The 16,940-nt window shown below is 49.3% G+C and carries 18 protein-coding genes; 15 read left to right on the forward strand and 3 right to left on the reverse strand.

Going from position 1 to position 16,940, the window contains the following annotated elements:
- Positions 1 to 290: hypothetical protein (locus FJQ58_RS33030; RefSeq protein WP_238404263.1), on the forward strand; the 290-nt coding region annotated here is incomplete at its 5' end.
- 5 nt (positions 291 to 295) lie between these two features.
- Here FJQ58_RS33030 and FJQ58_RS22330 read toward each other — a convergent pair.
- Positions 296 to 616, reverse strand: coding sequence for an antibiotic biosynthesis monooxygenase family protein (locus FJQ58_RS22330; protein WP_139997038.1), 321 nt, complete (start codon positions 614 to 616; stop codon positions 296 to 298).
- Positions 617 to 719: 103 nt separating this feature from the next.
- A complete protein-coding gene (gene ytvI, locus FJQ58_RS22335) occupies positions 720 to 1,883 on the reverse strand; it encodes a sporulation integral membrane protein YtvI (protein WP_139997039.1) in 1,164 nt (387 codons plus the stop codon).
- Positions 1,884 to 2,049: 166 nt separating this feature from the next.
- Between ytvI and FJQ58_RS22340 the strand changes: the two genes are divergently transcribed.
- The 3 genes from FJQ58_RS22340 (at position 2,050) to FJQ58_RS22350 (ending at position 5,070) form a co-directional block, all read left to right on the forward strand.
- On the forward strand, positions 2,050 to 3,453 hold the full coding sequence (locus tag FJQ58_RS22340) for a polysaccharide deacetylase family protein (RefSeq protein ID WP_139997040.1): 1,404 nt from the start codon (positions 2,050 to 2,052) through the stop codon (positions 3,451 to 3,453).
- 157 nt (positions 3,454 to 3,610) lie between these two features.
- Positions 3,611 to 4,189, forward strand: coding sequence for an RNA polymerase sigma factor (locus tag FJQ58_RS22345; RefSeq protein WP_139997041.1), 579 nt, complete (start codon positions 3,611 to 3,613; stop codon positions 4,187 to 4,189).
- Positions 4,186 to 5,070, forward strand: a complete 885-nt coding sequence (locus tag FJQ58_RS22350) for an anti-sigma factor domain-containing protein (RefSeq protein WP_162341913.1) — start codon at positions 4,186 to 4,188, stop codon at positions 5,068 to 5,070. Before FJQ58_RS22345 ends, FJQ58_RS22350 begins: the two co-directional genes overlap by 4 nt.
- Positions 5,071 to 5,161: 91 nt before the next feature.
- Here FJQ58_RS22350 and ilvD read toward each other — a convergent pair whose 3' ends face one another.
- Complete coding sequence (gene ilvD, locus FJQ58_RS22355) at positions 5,162 to 6,847, reverse strand: dihydroxy-acid dehydratase (RefSeq protein WP_139997043.1); 1,686 nt, start codon at positions 6,845 to 6,847, stop codon at positions 5,162 to 5,164.
- A 241-nt stretch (positions 6,848 to 7,088) separates the two neighbouring features.
- Between ilvD and FJQ58_RS22360 the strand changes: the two genes are divergently transcribed.
- The 11 genes from FJQ58_RS22360 (at position 7,089) to FJQ58_RS22410 (ending at position 16,920) form a co-directional block, all read left to right on the forward strand.
- Positions 7,089 to 7,793 carry a response regulator transcription factor gene (locus FJQ58_RS22360; protein ID WP_139997044.1) on the forward strand — a complete coding sequence of 235 codons (705 nt, stop codon included), beginning with the start codon at positions 7,089 to 7,091 and terminating at the stop codon, positions 7,791 to 7,793.
- Positions 7,783 to 8,877, forward strand: a complete 1,095-nt coding sequence (locus FJQ58_RS22365) for a sensor histidine kinase (RefSeq protein ID WP_238404268.1) — start codon at positions 7,783 to 7,785, stop codon at positions 8,875 to 8,877. Before FJQ58_RS22360 ends, FJQ58_RS22365 begins: the two co-directional genes overlap by 11 nt.
- Positions 8,878 to 8,972: 95 nt before the next feature.
- Complete coding sequence (locus tag FJQ58_RS22370) at positions 8,973 to 9,941, forward strand: D-alanyl-D-alanine carboxypeptidase family protein (RefSeq protein ID WP_139997045.1); 969 nt, start codon at positions 8,973 to 8,975, stop codon at positions 9,939 to 9,941.
- 314 nt (positions 9,942 to 10,255) lie between these two features.
- Positions 10,256 to 10,561: an urease subunit gamma gene (locus FJQ58_RS22375; RefSeq protein ID WP_139997046.1), complete on the forward strand. Its 306-nt coding sequence runs from the start codon at positions 10,256 to 10,258 to the stop codon at positions 10,559 to 10,561.
- Between the two features lie 69 nt (positions 10,562 to 10,630).
- Positions 10,631 to 10,999, forward strand: a complete 369-nt coding sequence (locus FJQ58_RS22380; protein ID WP_139997047.1) for an urease subunit beta — start codon at positions 10,631 to 10,633, stop codon at positions 10,997 to 10,999.
- A complete protein-coding gene (gene ureC / locus FJQ58_RS22385; protein ID WP_139997048.1) occupies positions 10,996 to 12,711 on the forward strand; it encodes an urease subunit alpha in 1,716 nt (571 codons plus the stop codon). The genes FJQ58_RS22380 and ureC overlap by 4 nt, the downstream gene beginning before the upstream one ends.
- A gap of 38 nt (positions 12,712 to 12,749) precedes the next feature.
- Positions 12,750 to 13,442 (forward strand): urease accessory protein UreF, encoded by a 693-nt coding sequence (locus tag FJQ58_RS22390; RefSeq protein ID WP_238404269.1) that lies wholly within the window; start codon positions 12,750 to 12,752, stop codon positions 13,440 to 13,442.
- Between the two features lie 33 nt (positions 13,443 to 13,475).
- Positions 13,476 to 14,204: an urease accessory protein UreG gene (gene ureG, locus FJQ58_RS22395; RefSeq protein WP_139997049.1), complete on the forward strand. Its 729-nt coding sequence runs from the start codon at positions 13,476 to 13,478 to the stop codon at positions 14,202 to 14,204.
- 20 nt (positions 14,205 to 14,224) lie between these two features.
- A complete protein-coding gene (locus tag FJQ58_RS22400; protein WP_238404270.1) occupies positions 14,225 to 15,085 on the forward strand; it encodes an urease accessory protein UreD in 861 nt (286 codons plus the stop codon).
- A 178-nt stretch (positions 15,086 to 15,263) separates the two neighbouring features.
- Complete coding sequence (locus FJQ58_RS22405) at positions 15,264 to 15,722, forward strand: MarR family winged helix-turn-helix transcriptional regulator (protein WP_238404271.1); 459 nt, start codon at positions 15,264 to 15,266, stop codon at positions 15,720 to 15,722.
- A gap of 145 nt (positions 15,723 to 15,867) precedes the next feature.
- Positions 15,868 to 16,920 (forward strand): BMP family lipoprotein, encoded by a 1,053-nt coding sequence (locus FJQ58_RS22410; RefSeq protein WP_139997050.1) that lies wholly within the window; start codon positions 15,868 to 15,870, stop codon positions 16,918 to 16,920.
- Positions 16,921 to 16,940: the final 20 nt, after the last annotated feature.

A 16,940-nucleotide genomic window follows, 5' to 3' on the forward strand; every position in this document is an offset into this window, starting at 1 on the left:
AATATTGCTTTTCATACGCTTCATTCCCCCTCATCAATATTGTACCTTATTGCATATTGATGACTCCAATCCAATTAGGGGGCTTAAGAGAAACAGAGAAAATAGGTCTAGAAAATAGATCTATTCTAGCTTTGATGCTCCAAATGGGCTGGATATGGTTCAGTTTTAGAGAAATAGATATGGCATCCTTCTTTCAGAATCTCATTGAGCCTAAACAATGCTTTGCTCCATTAGCGATCAAAACACTGGATTCCACCTTAACGTTTTCATTTTCAATAGCCCCTAAATAACCGCCTTAGAAAAAATAATCCCGCTCGACCTTGCTAATTCTTAGGGCAAAGCTCTCGTACCATTCCGATTTGCCGCGCTCTTGCGCAACTTGATGAGCGGCATTTTCTTTCCAGTTTTTTATGGCTTCGAGGGAAGCCCAATAGGAAACGGTAATGCCTAATTGCTCGTCGCGGGCAGATTCAATGCCAAGGTAGCCCGCCTGACGGGACGCCAGCTCGACCATTTTGTCGGCCATTTGACCATAGCCTCGGTCTCCCTCGGTACGTTGTGAAGCAAAAATAACCGCATAGTAGGGGGGCTTGGGAGTATTTGCAATTCCGCTCATGCTGTATAGCGCCTCCAATGATTAAGATAATTTCATCAAACAATCGGGGCAAGCTTCAGCTGGAATACATTGCTGCTAGCTCGCCCCGATTGTTTGTTTATTATTATACCTTCTTATCCTCGCGAATCTCTTCATCCAGAGGAGGAATGTTTGCTGACGAGCCTCCGCCTGACGGAGTGTCGAACTCTCCCAGCGGGGCATGAATCCAGCGATGGAAATAGCCTTGATCGTACAGCGCCTTGATTAGGATCATGAGAATAGGCGAGAGAATGACGCCGGCCACGCCGAACAACGATAGCGAGACAATCATGAAGGCGAGCATCGTAAAGGCGGATACGCCAAGCGAATCGCCCGTGATTTTGGGTTCAAGTATTTGACGCGTCAGCACAACGACCAGAAATAACACGGAGAGCCAGATGGCGAGCGATACCTTGCCAACAATGATCAAATAAATAATCCAAGGAATGAAGATGGTGCCTACGCCAAGCAGCGGCAAAATATCAAAAATGGCGGATGCCACCGCGATGACGAAGGCATTCTCTACCTGAAGCAGCAGCAAAGAGATCAAGATAACGACGAAGGTGATACTGATCATTTTGGCCTGCGCCTTAATGTAGAGAGCAATGCCCTTGAACACGTTGTTGCGCAGGAAGAAGAACGCGGCTTTGAACGTATTCGGCGTTTTGTCCTCCGCCGTTTTCTTCCAGGTCGTAATTTCTATACTTAAGAAATAAGCTAATATAATCCCGACGACAAAGTTAAAGATAAAGGTTGAGAATGAAGAGACATAACCTACGATATTGTGCAGCACGGTTTGTCCAAACTTGACGAGCGTAGAGGAGGCTCCTTCAATGAGATCCTTAGACCGTTGAACGAGATCCAAATCAGCTGGCGTCGTTCCGAAGCGCTGTTGAACTTCTTCCGTGATATTGGCAATCTGCAAGGCAAGTAATTTCTGATATTTTGGGAAATTATTATAAAGCTCTGTCCCTTGTTTCGTTAGCAGGTAAGCAGCGCCGGAGAAGGCGGCAAGAATGAGCAGCGTGAACAAAAGAACAGATATGCCGGATGCGATCGATTTTTTCATTCCAAGCTTGTTCAACCGTTTTGCGAGCGGCTCGATGCACAAGAAAATAAGAAAGGAAAAAAATATAGGCGTTGCAATTCGGTACAAATAGCTGAAGGAAAACATAATTAAATAGACAGTTAATGCGATGAGGGCGATGTCAAAAGCAGTTCGCCAGTACTTTTTATAAAACGGCAGCATAGTCTTTCCCCTTCTTTTTCCATAATCATAATTCCATAAAGATTGTACTATAGTTTTTAAAAAGATGCCTATTTTTTATTGCGTTATGCTACAATTAAAGCTACTGTTGTTGTTTTGTACCGCTATCCATTCGTCGACTAAATCATATAACGGTGGGGAAAACAAAATGGAGAATTTACTCTTATGGGGATTATACGTGGCATCCTTCTATGCGTTTCTTCCAGGTCTCATCAGCCGTACATTTGGGTTTCGGGTATTTAAGAAGGGGCGCGTGGAGAAGGAGATCTCCCTTACCTTCGATGATGGTCCCGATCCTGTCTATACGCCCAAGCTGCTTGACCTGCTGGCCCGCTACAATGCGAAGGCAACGTTTTTTATCGTTGGCTCGCACGCAGAGGGTCAGGAAGAATTGCTGCGGAGGATGAAGGATGAAGGCCATAATCTTGGCATTCATAATTACGTTCATAAATCGAATTGGCTGATGCGCCCTCGAACGGTGAAACGTCAAATCGAGCGTACAGTTGCTATTATTGAACAAGCGACAGGCATACGGTCGACTTATTATCGGCCTCCCTGGGGAATCATAAACGTTTTTGATTACGGAAACCTAGGTTATTTGCAAATTGTATTATGGTCTGCGATGTTCGGAGATTGGCGAATTCGATTGGGCTCGGAACGCTTGAAGAAGCGGATGCTTAAGAAGCTCAGACCAGGTGAAGTCATGCTGCTGCATGATTGCGGAATGACCTTCGGGGCAGACAAGGATGCGCCGCAAAATATGCTGATTGCACTCGAAGCATATCTGGAAGAAGGAACGAAACGAGGTTTCCGGTTTGTCGGCATTGAGGAGATGATGAAGCTGACCGAAGCCGCCCGTGCCGCGCATTCCCCTTATTGGAAGAAAGCAATGGTAACGCTTTGGCTGCTATGGGAAAAAGCCTTTCACGCCATGTTCCGTTTGAAAACGGTAGGTGATGTCAAGGATGCCGCATTCCATTATCGCGTAACAACCTACAACGGAGAAAATGTTGAATTCGCAAAGGGCGGACGAGTGGAAAAAGGCGACCGCGTTGCGGAGCTGCATTTTGACAACAAAAAATTGTCTTCGATTGCAGCCACTTCCAAATCCCCAGTTGCTACTGGCATACGCATGCTTCGTGAAGTAGAACAGGCGCTTCCGCTGCTTGCGAACCAGCTTGCTGCAGATCATGAAGCAAATGATATAAAAGCGGTATACGGCGTCACGATGATTCATCGCGGTGCTGATCGGCTGGGCTTTGAAATTTTTCAATTGCCTGAAGGATGGTTTGCTAGATCCACGCGTATTTATTTGCGCATTTTAATTCGAGTGCTGACGAACACGAAGCAGAATGCTAAGGGAAAGAAAAAAAGAGATACGATCTCGCCTCGTATGCTGCTCATGCCCGTCAATACGATTAGGCAATATGCGACGGTTCAGCTGAGCAAGGTGCAAGAGGAAGCAGAAAGATTAACCGATGCTGTAGAACGAACAATAAGCGCAGCAGCCGACGAAGCTGCGCAGCTAGGTACGAAAACAACAGCCATATGATGAGGTTTGATTTAACAGCTGTTCAAGACCAGTTCTTGAATAGCTGTTTTGTTTTGATTAGAGTAACGGAACCTGAGTAGTTGCGATGAAAAGGTTTTCCTTTTTGGCGTGAAAAAGTTATGATGATGACACCATGCTTGCGAGGAGGAAACTCATAATGGGAGAGCCAGCAACAGACGAGCTGCTCATCCGGAAAATTGCAAACCGCGATTCCGCTGCCTTAGAGCAGCTATATGACCGCTATGAGCGCCAAATTTACTCCTTTGTCTATCGGATCGTGAAGGACGCCATGGCGGCCGAAGAGGTCGTGCAGGAATTGTTCATTCGGGTATGGAATTCGGCAGAGCGCCTGGATACAGGCGAAGCAGCCGGGAAAATCAGCAGCTGGATGTTTACGATTGCGCGCAATTTATCTGTCGATTGGATAAGAAAACAAGGAAGAAAGCCTTTGGAAGCTTCTGAGGATGGTGTGCTGGAGAGAGTGGCCGCATCCAAGTCCACAGAGCAAGAGGTTGAACATAAAATGCTCGGCGAGCAAATGCAGGAAGCGCTTTGCGAGCTGAACGAGGAGCAGAAGCAGGTCGTTGACCTGATTTATTTTAAGGGATACACGCAGCAGGAAGTAAGCTTAAATCAGGACATACCGCTAGGAACCGTCAAGAGCAGGGTGCGGCTTGCTTTAAAACAGCTCCGAAAGCGATTTGAAACGACAAGGAAGGAGGGGGTATGGCCATGAGTCATTCGCGTAAAGGGATTTGTGAAGATGTTGAAATCTATATGCTGGGCGGCTTGGACCAAGAGGACAAGCTGGAATTTGAAGCGCATTTGCCAGAATGCGAAGAGTGCAGGCACATGCTGGAGGAGCTGTCCTCCGTGATCAATGTGCTGCCGTTAACGGTTGAGCCGGTACAGCCCCCTTCGGGAATGAAAGCAAGAATTCTTGCAGCAGTCGCGGAAGCCGACCGGGAGAAGCGTTCGGAGCAAAATGCTCGAAAAGTGAGTGCTTTGCCAGCTGACGGCTCAAAGGAAACTCCGCTTGAGCGTAAGCCAGCCGAGTTTGATTATTCCGACAGCCGATCCGGCAAACGAACGGATAACAAGCCGCAAGGGAAAAGATGGATAACGCCGACGATTGCCGCAGCGGCAGCCGTTCTGCTTCTCGTCTCTGGCGGATTGTATCAGAGGGTGAATCATTTGAATGGGGAAGCGGATACGCTGGCAGCGCAAGTGCAGGAGCTTCAGAGCCAGCTTGCTGCTATCGATCAGCCTCCTACGGGGACACAAGTCAATCATGTTGTAGCCTTATCTCCGACCATACCCGATATTGTCGCTCAAGGACTTGCAACCATCGTCATTGATGATAAAGGGATGCATTTGATCGTACAGGCAGAAAACCTGCCAAAGTTAACAAACGATGAGGCTTTTCAGGTGTGGCTGCTGAAGGAAGGAAAGCCGGTGAATGCCGGAACATTCCTGACGCAAGAGGGAACAGGTGCGCTGTATTATACGTTCGCGCCAGATGAATATGATCAAATTGCGATTACCCATGAGCCGGATGCTAAGGGGTTACAGCCACGTGGGGAGATCGTGCTTGCGGGCAGCTTGCTGCCCGCGTAGTTCAGTTTTAAGCTTTCAATTTCTGCAAAAAAAAAACGGCTTGCCCCCTCATACAGAGGAAGGCAAGCCGTTTTTGTTGCATACATACAAATTACATTTTCATAACGCCGCCAGTGCTGGCGGAAGTTACAAGATGTGCATAACGCGCGAGGTAGCCGCGTTTGATTTTAAGCTCGAAGCCTTTCCATTCGGAACGGCGTTTTGCGAACTCTTCCTCGCTGATCAGTAGATCCATCGTCCGGTTGTTCATGTCAATCTCAACGATATCGCCATCTTGTACGAACGCAATTGGTCCGCCTTCAGCTGCTTCTGGAGAAGCATGGCCGATGCTGATGCCGCGGGATGCGCCCGAGAAGCGTCCGTCGGTAACAAGTGCAACCTTGGCGCCAAGACCCATACCAACGATTTGAGAAGTTGGAGCGAGCATTTCCGGCATACCCGGGCCACCGCGTGGTCCTTCGTAACGGATGATGACAACATGGCCTTCTTTGATCTTGCCGTTCGCGATGCCGTGAAGCGCTTCGTCCTGGGAATCAAAGCAGATCGCTGGGCCTTTGTGATAGCCGCCAACTGACTTGTCTACTGCACCAGTCTTGATGATGGCGCCGTTAGGAGCAAGATTGCCGAACAATACAGCCAGACCGCCGCGCGCGGTGTGCGGATTGTCGATCGTGCGAATGATATCGGTATCTTGAATTTCGCAGCCTACCACATTTTCGCGAAGCGTTTTGCCGGTAACCGTAATGCAATCGCCGTGCAAAGCGCCTTCCTTCTTGAACAGCTCGTTCAGAACAGCGCTAACGCCGCCTGCATTGTGGACATCCTCGATATGGTAATCAGATGCAGGAGCGATTTTCGCAAGATGCGGTACGCGCTCAGCCACTTCGTTGATACGCTCAATTGGGTACTCGATGCCAGCTTCATGCGCGATTGCAAGCGTATGAAGAACCGTATTGGTAGAACCGCCCATCGCCATATCAAGCGCAAACGCGTTATCGATCGTATCTTTGGTTACGATATCGCGCGGTTTAATGCCAAGGTCGATGATTTTCATAAGCTGACGCGCTGCGTCTTTAACGAACTCTTTGCGTTCCGGAGATACGGCAAGGATTGTACCGTTACCAGGCATAGCTAGACCCATGCCTTCAGCCAAGCAGTTCATGGAGTTAGCCGTAAACATACCCGAACAAGATCCGCATGTCGGACAACCGAATTGTTCAAGCTCCATCAGTTGATCGTCATTAATTTTGCCGGCTTGGTGAGCGCCTACGCCTTCAAATACGCTGGAAAGCGAGATGGAACGGCCGTCAGATGTTTTGCCGGCCTTCATTGGGCCGCCGCTGACAAGCATGGTTGGGATGTTGACGCGAAGTGCGCCCATAATCATGCCCGGTGTAATTTTGTCGCAGTTTGGAATACAAACCATACCGTCGAACCAGTGTGCATTCACGACAGTCTCAATGGAATCCGCGATAATCTCGCGGCTTGCCAGTGAGTAGCGCATGCCGATATGTCCCATTGCGATCCCATCGTCAACGCCGATGGTATTGAATTCAAACGGCACGCCGCCTGCTTCGCGAATCGCTTCCTTAACGAGCTTGCCGAACTCCTGGAGATGAACGTGACCAGGTATAATATCAATATAAGAGTTACAAACCGCGATAAACGGCTTGTCGAAATCTTCCTCTTTCACGCCTGCGGCACGCAGCAAGCTGCGATGCGGTGCGCGGTCGAATCCTTTTTTGATCATGTCTGAACGCATTCTTTTGGCCGCCATGTAAGTGCCCCCTATGTGCATAATAAAATATAATACTCTCGATTTTAGCACAACGGACAAGCGTTGGCTATAACGTGAGGCCGTGGGACTTGTTCCAGCAATGGTTAAAAAAACATTAAGAATTACTTAAACATTATGATTTTACATGAAACGGCAGGACATGCCCTTGGATATTCATGTATAGTATGCTCAACGGACACAATGAAAAGAGCTGGTTAGGGACCAAGGAGGCCGATTTTTAATGGAAAGACGGGTATTAATTGTAGATGACGAGCGGGAGATCGCAGATCTGATTGAAATATATTTGAAAAACGAGGGGTTCATTACCGAAAAAGCTTATGACGGTATGGAAGCACTGCAGGCCTATGAGAAAAATCCTTTTGATTTGGTCATATTGGATATTATGATGCCGAACATGGACGGGCTAGAAGTGACGAGGCGGCTGAGAAAGGATCAATCCGTTCCGATCTTGATGCTTAGCGCCAAGGCGGAGGATATGGACAAAATTATGGGGCTGATGACCGGCGCTGACGATTACATGATCAAGCCGTTCAATCCGCTGGAGCTTATTGCCCGAATTCGTTCCTTGCTGCGCCGTTCTTATCAATACAGTGCGCAAGCAGAAAGCGGCGGCACCGCTAGGTCGGATAAAGAGCTGCGCCTTGGACCGCTGCGGATCGATAAGCTCAGCCATACGGCGGAGGTTGATGGCAAACCGCTGCATCTGACTTCGACGGAATTCGGTATTCTCCATTTGCTGGCTGGACAGCCGGGACGAGTCTTCAGCGCAGAAGATATTTTCCAGCAAGTATGGAAAGAAAAATATTTTGATTCCAATAATACGGTCATGGTCCATATTAGCAAGCTCAGGGACAAGCTGGAGAAGGAGCTCGGCGATAAAATGATCGTGACCGTGTGGGGGGTTGGCTATAAAATTGAAGGATAATTTGACGCGAAAGCTTGTTGTTCGATCGCTTGTTTATTTTTTTCTTAGCATCGTGCTTGCCATTGCTTCGTCGAGCGTGCTGCTGACGGCTGCTTTGTGGATCGTTAACCAGGTTGGAATGCTGAGAAACATCGTATATTCTGTTTTCTCCGGATATCATCAGGAAGCTGCCGTCGGATTTGGCATTATGCTGTTTATGGTTTATTTTACCGTGTTTCAGTGGAGCATCTTTCATTCCTTTGGAAAAATTAATACGACCATTGGCCAAATTGCCAATGGATCCTTGGCATTAAACCATAAAATCATCATGCGCAGCAGCAACCCGCTCAGCTCGATGGCTGCGAATGTCAATAATCTGGCTGGCCGTCTCGATGCTGCACTCGAAGAGGAGCGGAAGGCAGAGCAAACCAAAAACGAGCTGATTACGAATGTATCGCATGACCTGCGAACGCCGCTTACCTCCGTGCTTGGTTATTTGGGCCTGATCGAACAGGACCGTTACCGCGATGAGGTGGAGCTGCGGCATTATGTTCAGATTGCTTACGATAAATCACAGCGCTTGAATGTGCTGATTAACGATCTTTTTGAATACACCAGAATGCGCCACGATACGGCTGCTTTAAAGGTAACGAGCTTTAATCTTGTTGAAATGCTGGGCCAACTGCTCGTACAGTTTCGGCTGCCGCTGGAAGAAGCGGGCATGCACAGCAAGATGGTAACAAAGGAAACGTCTATTATGGTCAAGGCCGATTCAGCGAAGCTGGTTCGCGTATTTGAGAACCTTATCGCCAATGCGATGAATTATGGCAAGGACGGCAAACAGGTGATTGTAACCGTACAGCGCGAGCCAAATGCGGCTATTGTAGAGGTCATCAACTTCGGTGAGCCCATTCCAAGCACCGATTTGCCTTACATCTTTGACCGGTTTTATCGGGTGGACAAATCTCGTACACAGTGGTCGGGCGGGTCGGGCCTAGGACTTGCTATTGCAAAAAGCATGATTGAGAAGCATGGCGGCACGATTTCGGTATCGAGCGATATGGATCAAACGTCATTTCGGGTTTCTGTACCTATTATTCAGTAATAATTAAGACTTTCTTATGGTTTGGTTACGGTCTCCTTAAACTGCTGCTTCTATACTTGGTTGTATAGAAGAGAAGTGAGAGGGGACCGTTTCTTATGATGGAGAAAACATATGCGAGAAAAGCACCGCAGGCCTTGAAGTTTTTGTTGATTGCGGCAGGAGCCATAGCGGTTATCTTTTATCTGATTTCATTAAAAGGCAAGCCTGCGGTAACGGAATTGCAGCTGGATTCAAGCTCGGCTATTCTGATCGATTTGGAAACGGGCAGCGTGCTCTATGAGAAAAATGCGAACGAAGCGCTGCCGCCTGCAAGCATGTCGAAGCTGATGACAGAGCTGATTATTTTAGATATGGAAAGCTCTGGTCAAATTAACTGGAGAGATCCGGTGGTGACAAGCGCTTACGCCGCTGATGTACCGGGCTCGCAGATTGGATTTATGAAGGGTGAGACCTTTAGCGTCAAAGAACTATTCGAAGCAATGGCCGTACATTCCGCCAATGATGCCGCAGTGGCGCTCGCTGAGTATGTTGGCGGGAGTGAGGAGGATTTCGTCGTTATGATGAATCAGCGGGCGCAGAAGCTCGGTTTGACTGGCCAGACGATATTTGGCAATGCTACGGGGCTCAGCAAATCCGATTTGCAGCCGTTTGAATCTGCGGCAGCGGAGCGGGATACAATGATGACGGCCAAGGATACGGCTTCTTTAGCCGCCTATCTACTGAAGAAATATCCGGAAGTTCTTGATGTTTCCCGTCGCAGCAGCGTAAAGCTGGCTAACAGGCCTGAGAGGCTTCCTTCCACAAATCTGATGCTTAGCGGTATGCCATTTGCGTTTCCGGGCAATGATGGCTTGAAGACGGGCTATACGACGCAAGCGGGATATTGCTTTACCGGGACGGCTAAGCAGGAGGGACGGAGGCTGGTTACCGTTGTTATGGGAGCCGATACGCCGGAGAAGCGTTTTACGGAGACGGATAAATTGTTCCAGTATGGCTTCCAAACGGATGGTTTGCAAAGCTTTATCGGACATATTCAAAGCAAGCTAGGAATTCAAGTCGGATAGCATTTGGAAAAATAGGACAAAATAATTAGAGTGACGTCGAATTATGTCGATTAAACCCACCTATTTAATAGTGTTAGAAATATGTGAAATCTAGCATGATCCTCAAAAGATTATGCTAGATTTTTTGTTTTAAAATATAAGAATTAGCCAGGTTGTTAGCTTATAAAGGCTTATATTTCAACGTAAAAGCTACATCAACGTCTAAAGGACGCCGAGGCGTTTATAATTGATGTCATAAAATATAACGCGAACCGATTTACTTACGATAATTAGCTGTCTATAATGAAGATATGACAGATCAATGAGGTGAAGACATGCAGTTAACTGAACGTGAAAAAGAAAAGCTGCTGATTACGATCGCCGCAGATTTAGCTAGGCGGCGAATGAATCGCGGTGTGAAGCTCAATTATCCGGAAAGCGTTGCGCTGATTACCTCTGAAATTATGGAAGGCGCGCGAGATGGAATGACCGTAGCGCAGCTGATGGAATTCGGGACCCAAATTTTAAAGGCGGGACAGGTCATGCCTGGCATCCCTCAAATGATTCACGAGGTTCAAGTGGAAGCCACTTTTCCGGATGGGACGAAGCTGGTTACGATTCACGATCCGATTACAAGCTGACAAAAGGCAGCAAGACATAGACTAGCTTTAGCAGACAGGTCCTTACATAAGAGAGGAGCGCCATTTCGAATGATTCCAGGCGAATATCGAACAGTTGAAGGAGAGATTGAGTTAAACGCCGGACGCCAGACGCAGCAGCTTATCGTCGTTAATACTGGCGACCGTCCTGTGCAGGTAGGCTCTCATTTTCATTTTTTTGAAGTAAATCGGGCATTGAAATTCGATCGCGAGGCCGCTTATGGCATGCGGTTGCATATTGCAGCCGGAACGGCTGTCCGTTTTGAGCCGGGCGAGGAGAAGCCGGTGACGCTTGTTGAGCTTGGCGGAGCGAAGCTCTCCTATGGCTTGAACAATCTTAGCCAAGGAAAGGCAATAGCCGGGGCGATGCCGGAAGAGGTGAGAGCGCGCCTTAAAGCATGGGAGGGAGGCACGCAATGACGAGGATGGACAGGCGGAGTTATGCTGCGATGTTCGGCCCAACCACCGGCGATGCGGTTCGGCTGGCGGATACGGAGCTTTGGGCTCAGATCGAGCATGATTATACCGTATATGGCGATGAGTGCAAGTTTGGCGGGGGCAAAGTCATACGCGACGGAATGGGGCAATCAAGCGGTGCCCTTCGGGATGAGGGCGTGCTGGACACGCTCATTACGAATGCGGTCATCATTGACCACTCCGGTATTGTTAAGGCTGACATCGGCATTAAGGATGGGTTTATTGTCGGCATTGGCAAAGCGGGCAACCCGGACATCATGGACGGCGTTCATCCGAATATGATTGTAGGCGCAAGTACCGAGGTTATTGCGGGAGAAGGCAAAATCGTAACTGCAGGGGCGATCGACTCACATATTCATTTTATTTGTCCCCAGCAGATCGAGACGGCATTGTCTTCCGGCGTAACGACCATGATCGGCGGCGGTACGGGACCGGCTACGGGGACCAATGCAACGACAGTTACGCCAGGCGCATGGCATATGCGGCGGATGCTGGAGGCGGCAGAGCATTTTCCGATGAACATTGGTTATACGGGCAAGGGCAACGCTTCTTTCACTGCTCCGCTTATTGAGCAGATTGAAGCGGGGGCAATCGGGCTGAAGCTTCATGAGGATTGGGGAACGACGCCGGCTGCCATCGACGCGTGCTTGCAGGCGGCGGACCAATACGATGTTCAGGTAGCGATCCACAGCGATACGTTAAATGAAGCGGGCTTTGTGGAGGACACGCTTGCAGCCATTGGCGGACGCACGATTCATACGTATCACACGGAAGGGGCGGGCGGCGGCCACGCGCCTGATATTATTGTTGCTGCAGGCGAGCTGAACGTACTGCCGTCATCGACGAATCCTACGCGGCCATTCACGATTAATACGATAGAGGAGCATCTCGATATGCTGATGGTCTGCCATCATTTGGACAGCAGCATACCAGAGGATGTCGCCTTCGCTGATTCTCGAATCAGGCCGGAGACGATCGCTGCCGAAGATATTTTGCATGATATGGGCGTATTCAGCATGATCAGCTCGGATTCGCAGGCGATGGGCCGGGTGGGCGAGGTCATTATCCGGACCTGGCAGACCGCTGACAAAATGAAGAAGCAGCGTGGTCCGCTGCAGCCTGACAACGAGGAGAATGACAATTTCCGCATTAAGCGCTACATCGCGAAATACACAATTAATCCGGCAATAACCCATGGCGTATCGCATTTGGTAGGGTCGCTGGAGCCTGGCAAGTTTGCAGATCTCGTCATTTGGAGCCCGATGTTCTTTGGCGTGAAGCCGGACTTGGTCTTAAAGGGCGGCAGTATTGCCTTTGCGCAAATGGGTGACCCGAATGCATCGATTCCTACGCCGCAGCCGGTATTTGGCAGGCCCATGTTCGCTTCCTTCGGGAAACTGGTATTCAACAGCTCCATTACGTTCGTGTCCCAGGCGGCTTACGATCGAGGAATTGCGAAGGAGCTTGGGCTTCAGAAGCGAATTGAACCGGTCAAAGGCTGCCGGACCGTTACGAAAAAAGACATGATTCATAACGATGCAACGCCAAAGCTTGAGGTCGACGCAGAAACCTACCATGTGCTGGTGGACGGCGAGCATGTAACGTGCGAGCCTGCGGAGGTGCTGCCGATGGCGCAGCGTTATTTCTTGTTTTGACAACAGATCCTGCCTAAGCAGACAGGAGGTCACAGAGGATGAAGGAACAAATGAGATGGCTGGCGATGCAGCAGCTGCTTGATTCTGCTCTGCCGATCGGCGGCTTCTCCCACTCGTTCGGTTTGGAGACGCTGGTGCAGGACGGCAGGATGAACCGCTCCAGCCAGCTATATGCTTATGTGTCTGCCATGCTTCTGCAAAGCTGGGCAAGCTCGGATGCGATGGTCATCAAGGCCGTTTACCGAGATGCGCCCGCAGAAGACTGGGAGAGGCTATGGGCTGTCGAGCGATTGGTGCACGTACAGCGTACCGCTTCGGAAACGAGGAGCGGCGTGGAGAAGATGGGTAAGCGCCTGCTGCAGCTGGCATCTGCGATTCATCCCCAGTTGGACTGGGTGCCGCTTACGGAAGCGCATCGCAGCGGGAAATGCTTCGCCTCCCATCCGCTCGCCCATGGTTATGCTTGCTGGCAGCTCGGCGTATCGGAAGAACAGGCGATTCAGGGGTATTTTTACACTTGCATCGTGACCTGCATCAACAGCGCGCTGCGCCTGATGTCGATGGGACAGACAGAGGGGCAGTCGTTAATTGCGAGGCTGACCCCCCTAACGGAACAGGCGCTAGCGGTAGCAGCGGAGCTTGAGCCTGAGGAGGCCTATGCCAACATGCCGATGGCGGAGCTTGCCATGATGCGGCACGAGCGATTGTACTCGCGTTTATTTATGTCTTAACGATATAAAAACAATTAAATGGAGGAATGACAAATGTGCCAAGGACAAGGACATACGCATCAAGAATGGGAAAGCCCGGCAATCGATAGCTCAAGGCCAATTCGAATCGGGATTGGCGGACCGGTCGGTTCTGGAAAAACAGCGCTTGTCGAAAGATTGACGCGCGAGCTTCATGAGAAATTCAGCGTTGCGGTTATTACAAATGATATTTATACGAAGGAAGATGCGCGGATTTTGTTCAATACAGGCGTGCTGCCGGAAGAGCGCATTATTGGCGTAGAGACTGGCGGCTGCCCGCATACCGCGATTCGTGAGGATGCATCGATGAATTTCGAGGCGATAGAAGAGCTTGAGAGCCGTTTTGACCACTTGGACTTGATCTTCATCGAGAGTGGCGGCGATAATTTGGCTGCTGCATTTAGCCCGGAGCTGGTTGACCGGTTTATCTATATCATTGATGTTGCCCAAGGCGAGAAAATACCGCGAAAAGGCGGTCCTGGCATTATGCGCTCGGATTTGCTCGTTATAAACAAAATCGATCTTGCTCCGTATGTAGGCGCGAGCCTGGAGGTTATGGAGGCTGATACGTTGAAAATGCGCGGCGACCGGCCGTTTGTCTTTTCTAATTTGTTCGGCGGCGAAGGCGTAGATAAGATCGTAAGCTGGCTGACGCATGAAGTTGCGCATGCCCGGGGTACGGAGCACTCTCACGTGGTCCAGTTCACGAGTGTCACAGCTGATAACCGTCACACCGCTTCTTAATGGAACGCGTGCAGGCAGCAGTGAAGGCAGGCGCGGAGTACGGAGATAGGCGAAGCAGAAGTTCCGTGCTTCGTGCTTCCTTCGCGAGCCAGCAAGGACAGACCTTCGTCAGCCATAAATTTCATACCGCGCCTATCAAGATCGCCAAGGCTTTTCCGCTGAGCGGCCAGCTTGGCATTATCGTTATGGACGTGTCGCCAGGCTTGCTTGATGGAGATCGTTACGAGCTGGACTGGGTAGCGGAGCCATCATCTCATGTGATGATTACGAATCAGTCGTATACGAAGGTTCACCCGAGTACACCTGGCAGAGGTTCTTCCATGCGACAGACCTTTATTCTTGAAGAAGCTGCCGTAATCGAGCATATGCCTGAACCAATCATGTTATATAAGGACGCCGCGCTGCATAATGACACCTTAGTTCGCTTGCAGGCAGGCTCTGTGTGGCTGCAAGCCGATGTGTTGTGTCCCGGCAGGACTTTGCGAGGAGAGCGGTTCGATTACCGCTGCTATCGCAATTCACTCTCCGTGCATTATGGCGAAGAACTGATCTTCTCGCAGAGGCAGCGGATTGAGCCGGCCAAGCAAGCGCTGGCCGCGCCTGGCTGCTGGGACGAGATGACACATTGGGCCACCTTCTATATCTTCTCAGACCTTGTGAACAGCAATCACCTAGAGCAGCTTCAGAAGAAGCTGGATAGCTTTGCAGCGCCGGATGGTCATGCCGTTATTGCCGGAGCGTCGATGACTCAACGGTTCGGTATCGCGGTATCGGCAGCCTCCACGGCGGCTTGGCCGCTTCAGCAGCTAATGAAGGAGCTGTGGGCAGAGGCGCGGGCCGGGCTGCTGGGCAAACCGCCGCTTCGTTTTTTGCAAGGCTAAAGCAGGATATCCGAAGGCTATTACGGAGGGTCAACTAACAGCGGTTGGTTGGCCTATTCGTGTTTCATATGGCTGGGGCTGAAGGATTACTTATATAATATTAGTTAATCTTATAAATGAACGCTATAATAAGAAAAGACAAGATAGCAGAATGATAAGATAGGTTGGTGATCATCGATTGGAAGCTTCAAGTGCGGAAAGGCAGGATTTAATGAGGCGCCTGGACGAAGCCTTTCGTCAGGTTCGAAGACAAATCAATTCTGAATGGAACACCTATAACGTGCATGGACTAGGAATGACGCATGGAAGAATGCTCATTATATTGGCGCAGTCAGGCCCCCAGAAGGCTTCCGCGCTGGCCGAGCAGCTTCTAATTACTAGTGGAGGCGTTACGGGTATTGCTGACCGTTTAATTGAGCTGGGGTATGTGAAGCGGGAGCGTGGAGAGAAGGATCGGCGCGTGGTGATGCTTGAAATTACGGAAGAAGGGCTCAAAAACGTAAACCTCATAGAAACGGTGAAGTCCAAATTAATGCACAGGCTGTTTAGGGGCATGTCGATTGAGGATATGGAGCACGGCGTCCAGCTCTTTGAGCATATGAACAAAAATATGGAATCGGATGTTACAAATTCGTGACTATTTTCATATTTCATTATTATTGCATGTCTTTTTAGTGTAGAATAAACTAGAAATTTGTCGAATCGAAATAGGTTGACAAATTCCGATAAAACAACTAGGATTAAGAGGAATTAATACATTTAATTGTTTAGGGGAGATTACGATGAAGAAGGCAATTGCTTTGGCGGTATCGTTATTTCTGATGGTTGCGATTGTCGCGGCTTGCGGATCTAACAAAAATGATGCAGGAAACGCAGTGAATAACGGCGCTGCGACGAATAATACAGGCGATAAGGCGGAAAAGAAAAAAATCGCACTCGTGCTGCCTGAAAAAATCGGCGTAAACAAATTTTTCGTATTGATGGATGAAGGCTTCAAAAAAGCAGGCGCGGAATTTGGCGCTGAAGTGAAAACAATCGAATCAACAGATCCTGCCGGATTTGAACAAAATCTTCGTGCAACGGTTGCTGAAGATTATGACCTAATTATTACGGCAACGTTCCAGGCTGAGGATGCTCTTAAAAAAGTAGCTACTGAAAACCCGGACAAGCCATTCGCTATTATCGATACAGTCGTTGACCTGCCGAACGTACGCAGCGTTAACTTCCGCGAGCATGAAGCATCCTACCTAATGGGAGCACTCGCAGGCTTGGCGACAAAAACAAACATCGTTGGCGCTGTTGTTGCCATGGATGCTCCACTTCTTAGCAAATATACTTCTGGCTTCGAACAAGGCTTGAAGAGCACAAACCCGGACGCGCAGTTCCTTATCAACTATGTAGGCAGCTTCACGGATCCCGTTAAAGGCAAAGAGCTTGCCCTGCTTCAGCAAACTAAAGGAGCAGACTTTATTGCAGGCATGGCGGCAGTTGGCGACAACGGAGTATTCGAAGCAGCCAAAGAAAAAGGCTTCTATACTTCCGGCCAAGATACAGACCGTACAGATGAAGATCCGGAACACATCGTGCTTTCGCAATTGAAAGGTACGGATGCCGTAGCTTATGAAACAGTAAAAAGCTTTGTTGAAGGCACGTTCGCTTACGGCGTAGCAGATTACGGCTTGAAAGAGGATGGCGTTGGCTTGACTTTCGTTACTAGAGACAGCACATCTACGCTTAGCCCGTTCATCGGCCAAGAAAACGTGGATAAAGTTAAAGCTATCGCTGAAGATATCAAATCTGGTAAGATCGTAGTAGTAAACCCGTTAGCTCAATAGAATGACCTGCCGGCTGCTAC

It is taken from the genome of Paenibacillus paridis (genome assembly GCF_006345825.1).
GTDB lineage: Bacteria > Bacillota > Bacilli > Paenibacillales > Paenibacillaceae > Pristimantibacillus > Pristimantibacillus paridis.

What these genes read in the sequence shown, in the direction of transcription:
- FJQ58_RS22410 (WP_139997050.1), top strand. Translation starts at nt 15,868, where the DNA reads ATGAAGAAGGCAATTGCTTTGGCGGTATCGTTATTTCTGATGGTTGCG.
- FJQ58_RS22370 (WP_139997045.1), top strand. Translation starts at nt 8,973, where the DNA reads ATGATGGAGAAAACATATGCGAGAAAAGCACCGCAGGCCTTGAAGTTT.
- FJQ58_RS22345 (WP_139997041.1), top strand. Translation starts at nt 3,611, where the DNA reads ATGGGAGAGCCAGCAACAGACGAGCTGCTCATCCGGAAAATTGCAAAC.
- ureG (WP_139997049.1), top strand. Translation starts at nt 13,476, where the DNA reads ATGTGCCAAGGACAAGGACATACGCATCAAGAATGGGAAAGCCCGGCA.
- FJQ58_RS22350 (WP_162341913.1), top strand. Translation starts at nt 4,186, where the DNA reads ATGAGTCATTCGCGTAAAGGGATTTGTGAAGATGTTGAAATCTATATG.
- ytvI (WP_139997039.1), bottom strand. Translation starts at nt 1,883, where the DNA reads ATGCTGCCGTTTTATAAAAAGTACTGGCGAACTGCTTTTGACATCGCC.
- FJQ58_RS22330 (WP_139997038.1), bottom strand. Translation starts at nt 616, where the DNA reads ATGAGCGGAATTGCAAATACTCCCAAGCCCCCCTACTATGCGGTTATT.
- FJQ58_RS22380 (WP_139997047.1), top strand. Translation starts at nt 10,631, where the DNA reads ATGATTCCAGGCGAATATCGAACAGTTGAAGGAGAGATTGAGTTAAAC.
- ureC (WP_139997048.1), top strand. Translation starts at nt 10,996, where the DNA reads ATGACGAGGATGGACAGGCGGAGTTATGCTGCGATGTTCGGCCCAACC.
- FJQ58_RS22390 (WP_238404269.1), top strand. Translation starts at nt 12,750, where the DNA reads ATGAAGGAACAAATGAGATGGCTGGCGATGCAGCAGCTGCTTGATTCT.
- FJQ58_RS22360 (WP_139997044.1), top strand. Translation starts at nt 7,089, where the DNA reads ATGGAAAGACGGGTATTAATTGTAGATGACGAGCGGGAGATCGCAGAT.
- FJQ58_RS22375 (WP_139997046.1), top strand. Translation starts at nt 10,256, where the DNA reads ATGCAGTTAACTGAACGTGAAAAAGAAAAGCTGCTGATTACGATCGCC.
- FJQ58_RS22340 (WP_139997040.1), top strand. Translation starts at nt 2,050, where the DNA reads ATGGAGAATTTACTCTTATGGGGATTATACGTGGCATCCTTCTATGCG.
- ilvD (WP_139997043.1), bottom strand. Translation starts at nt 6,847, where the DNA reads ATGGCGGCCAAAAGAATGCGTTCAGACATGATCAAAAAAGGATTCGAC.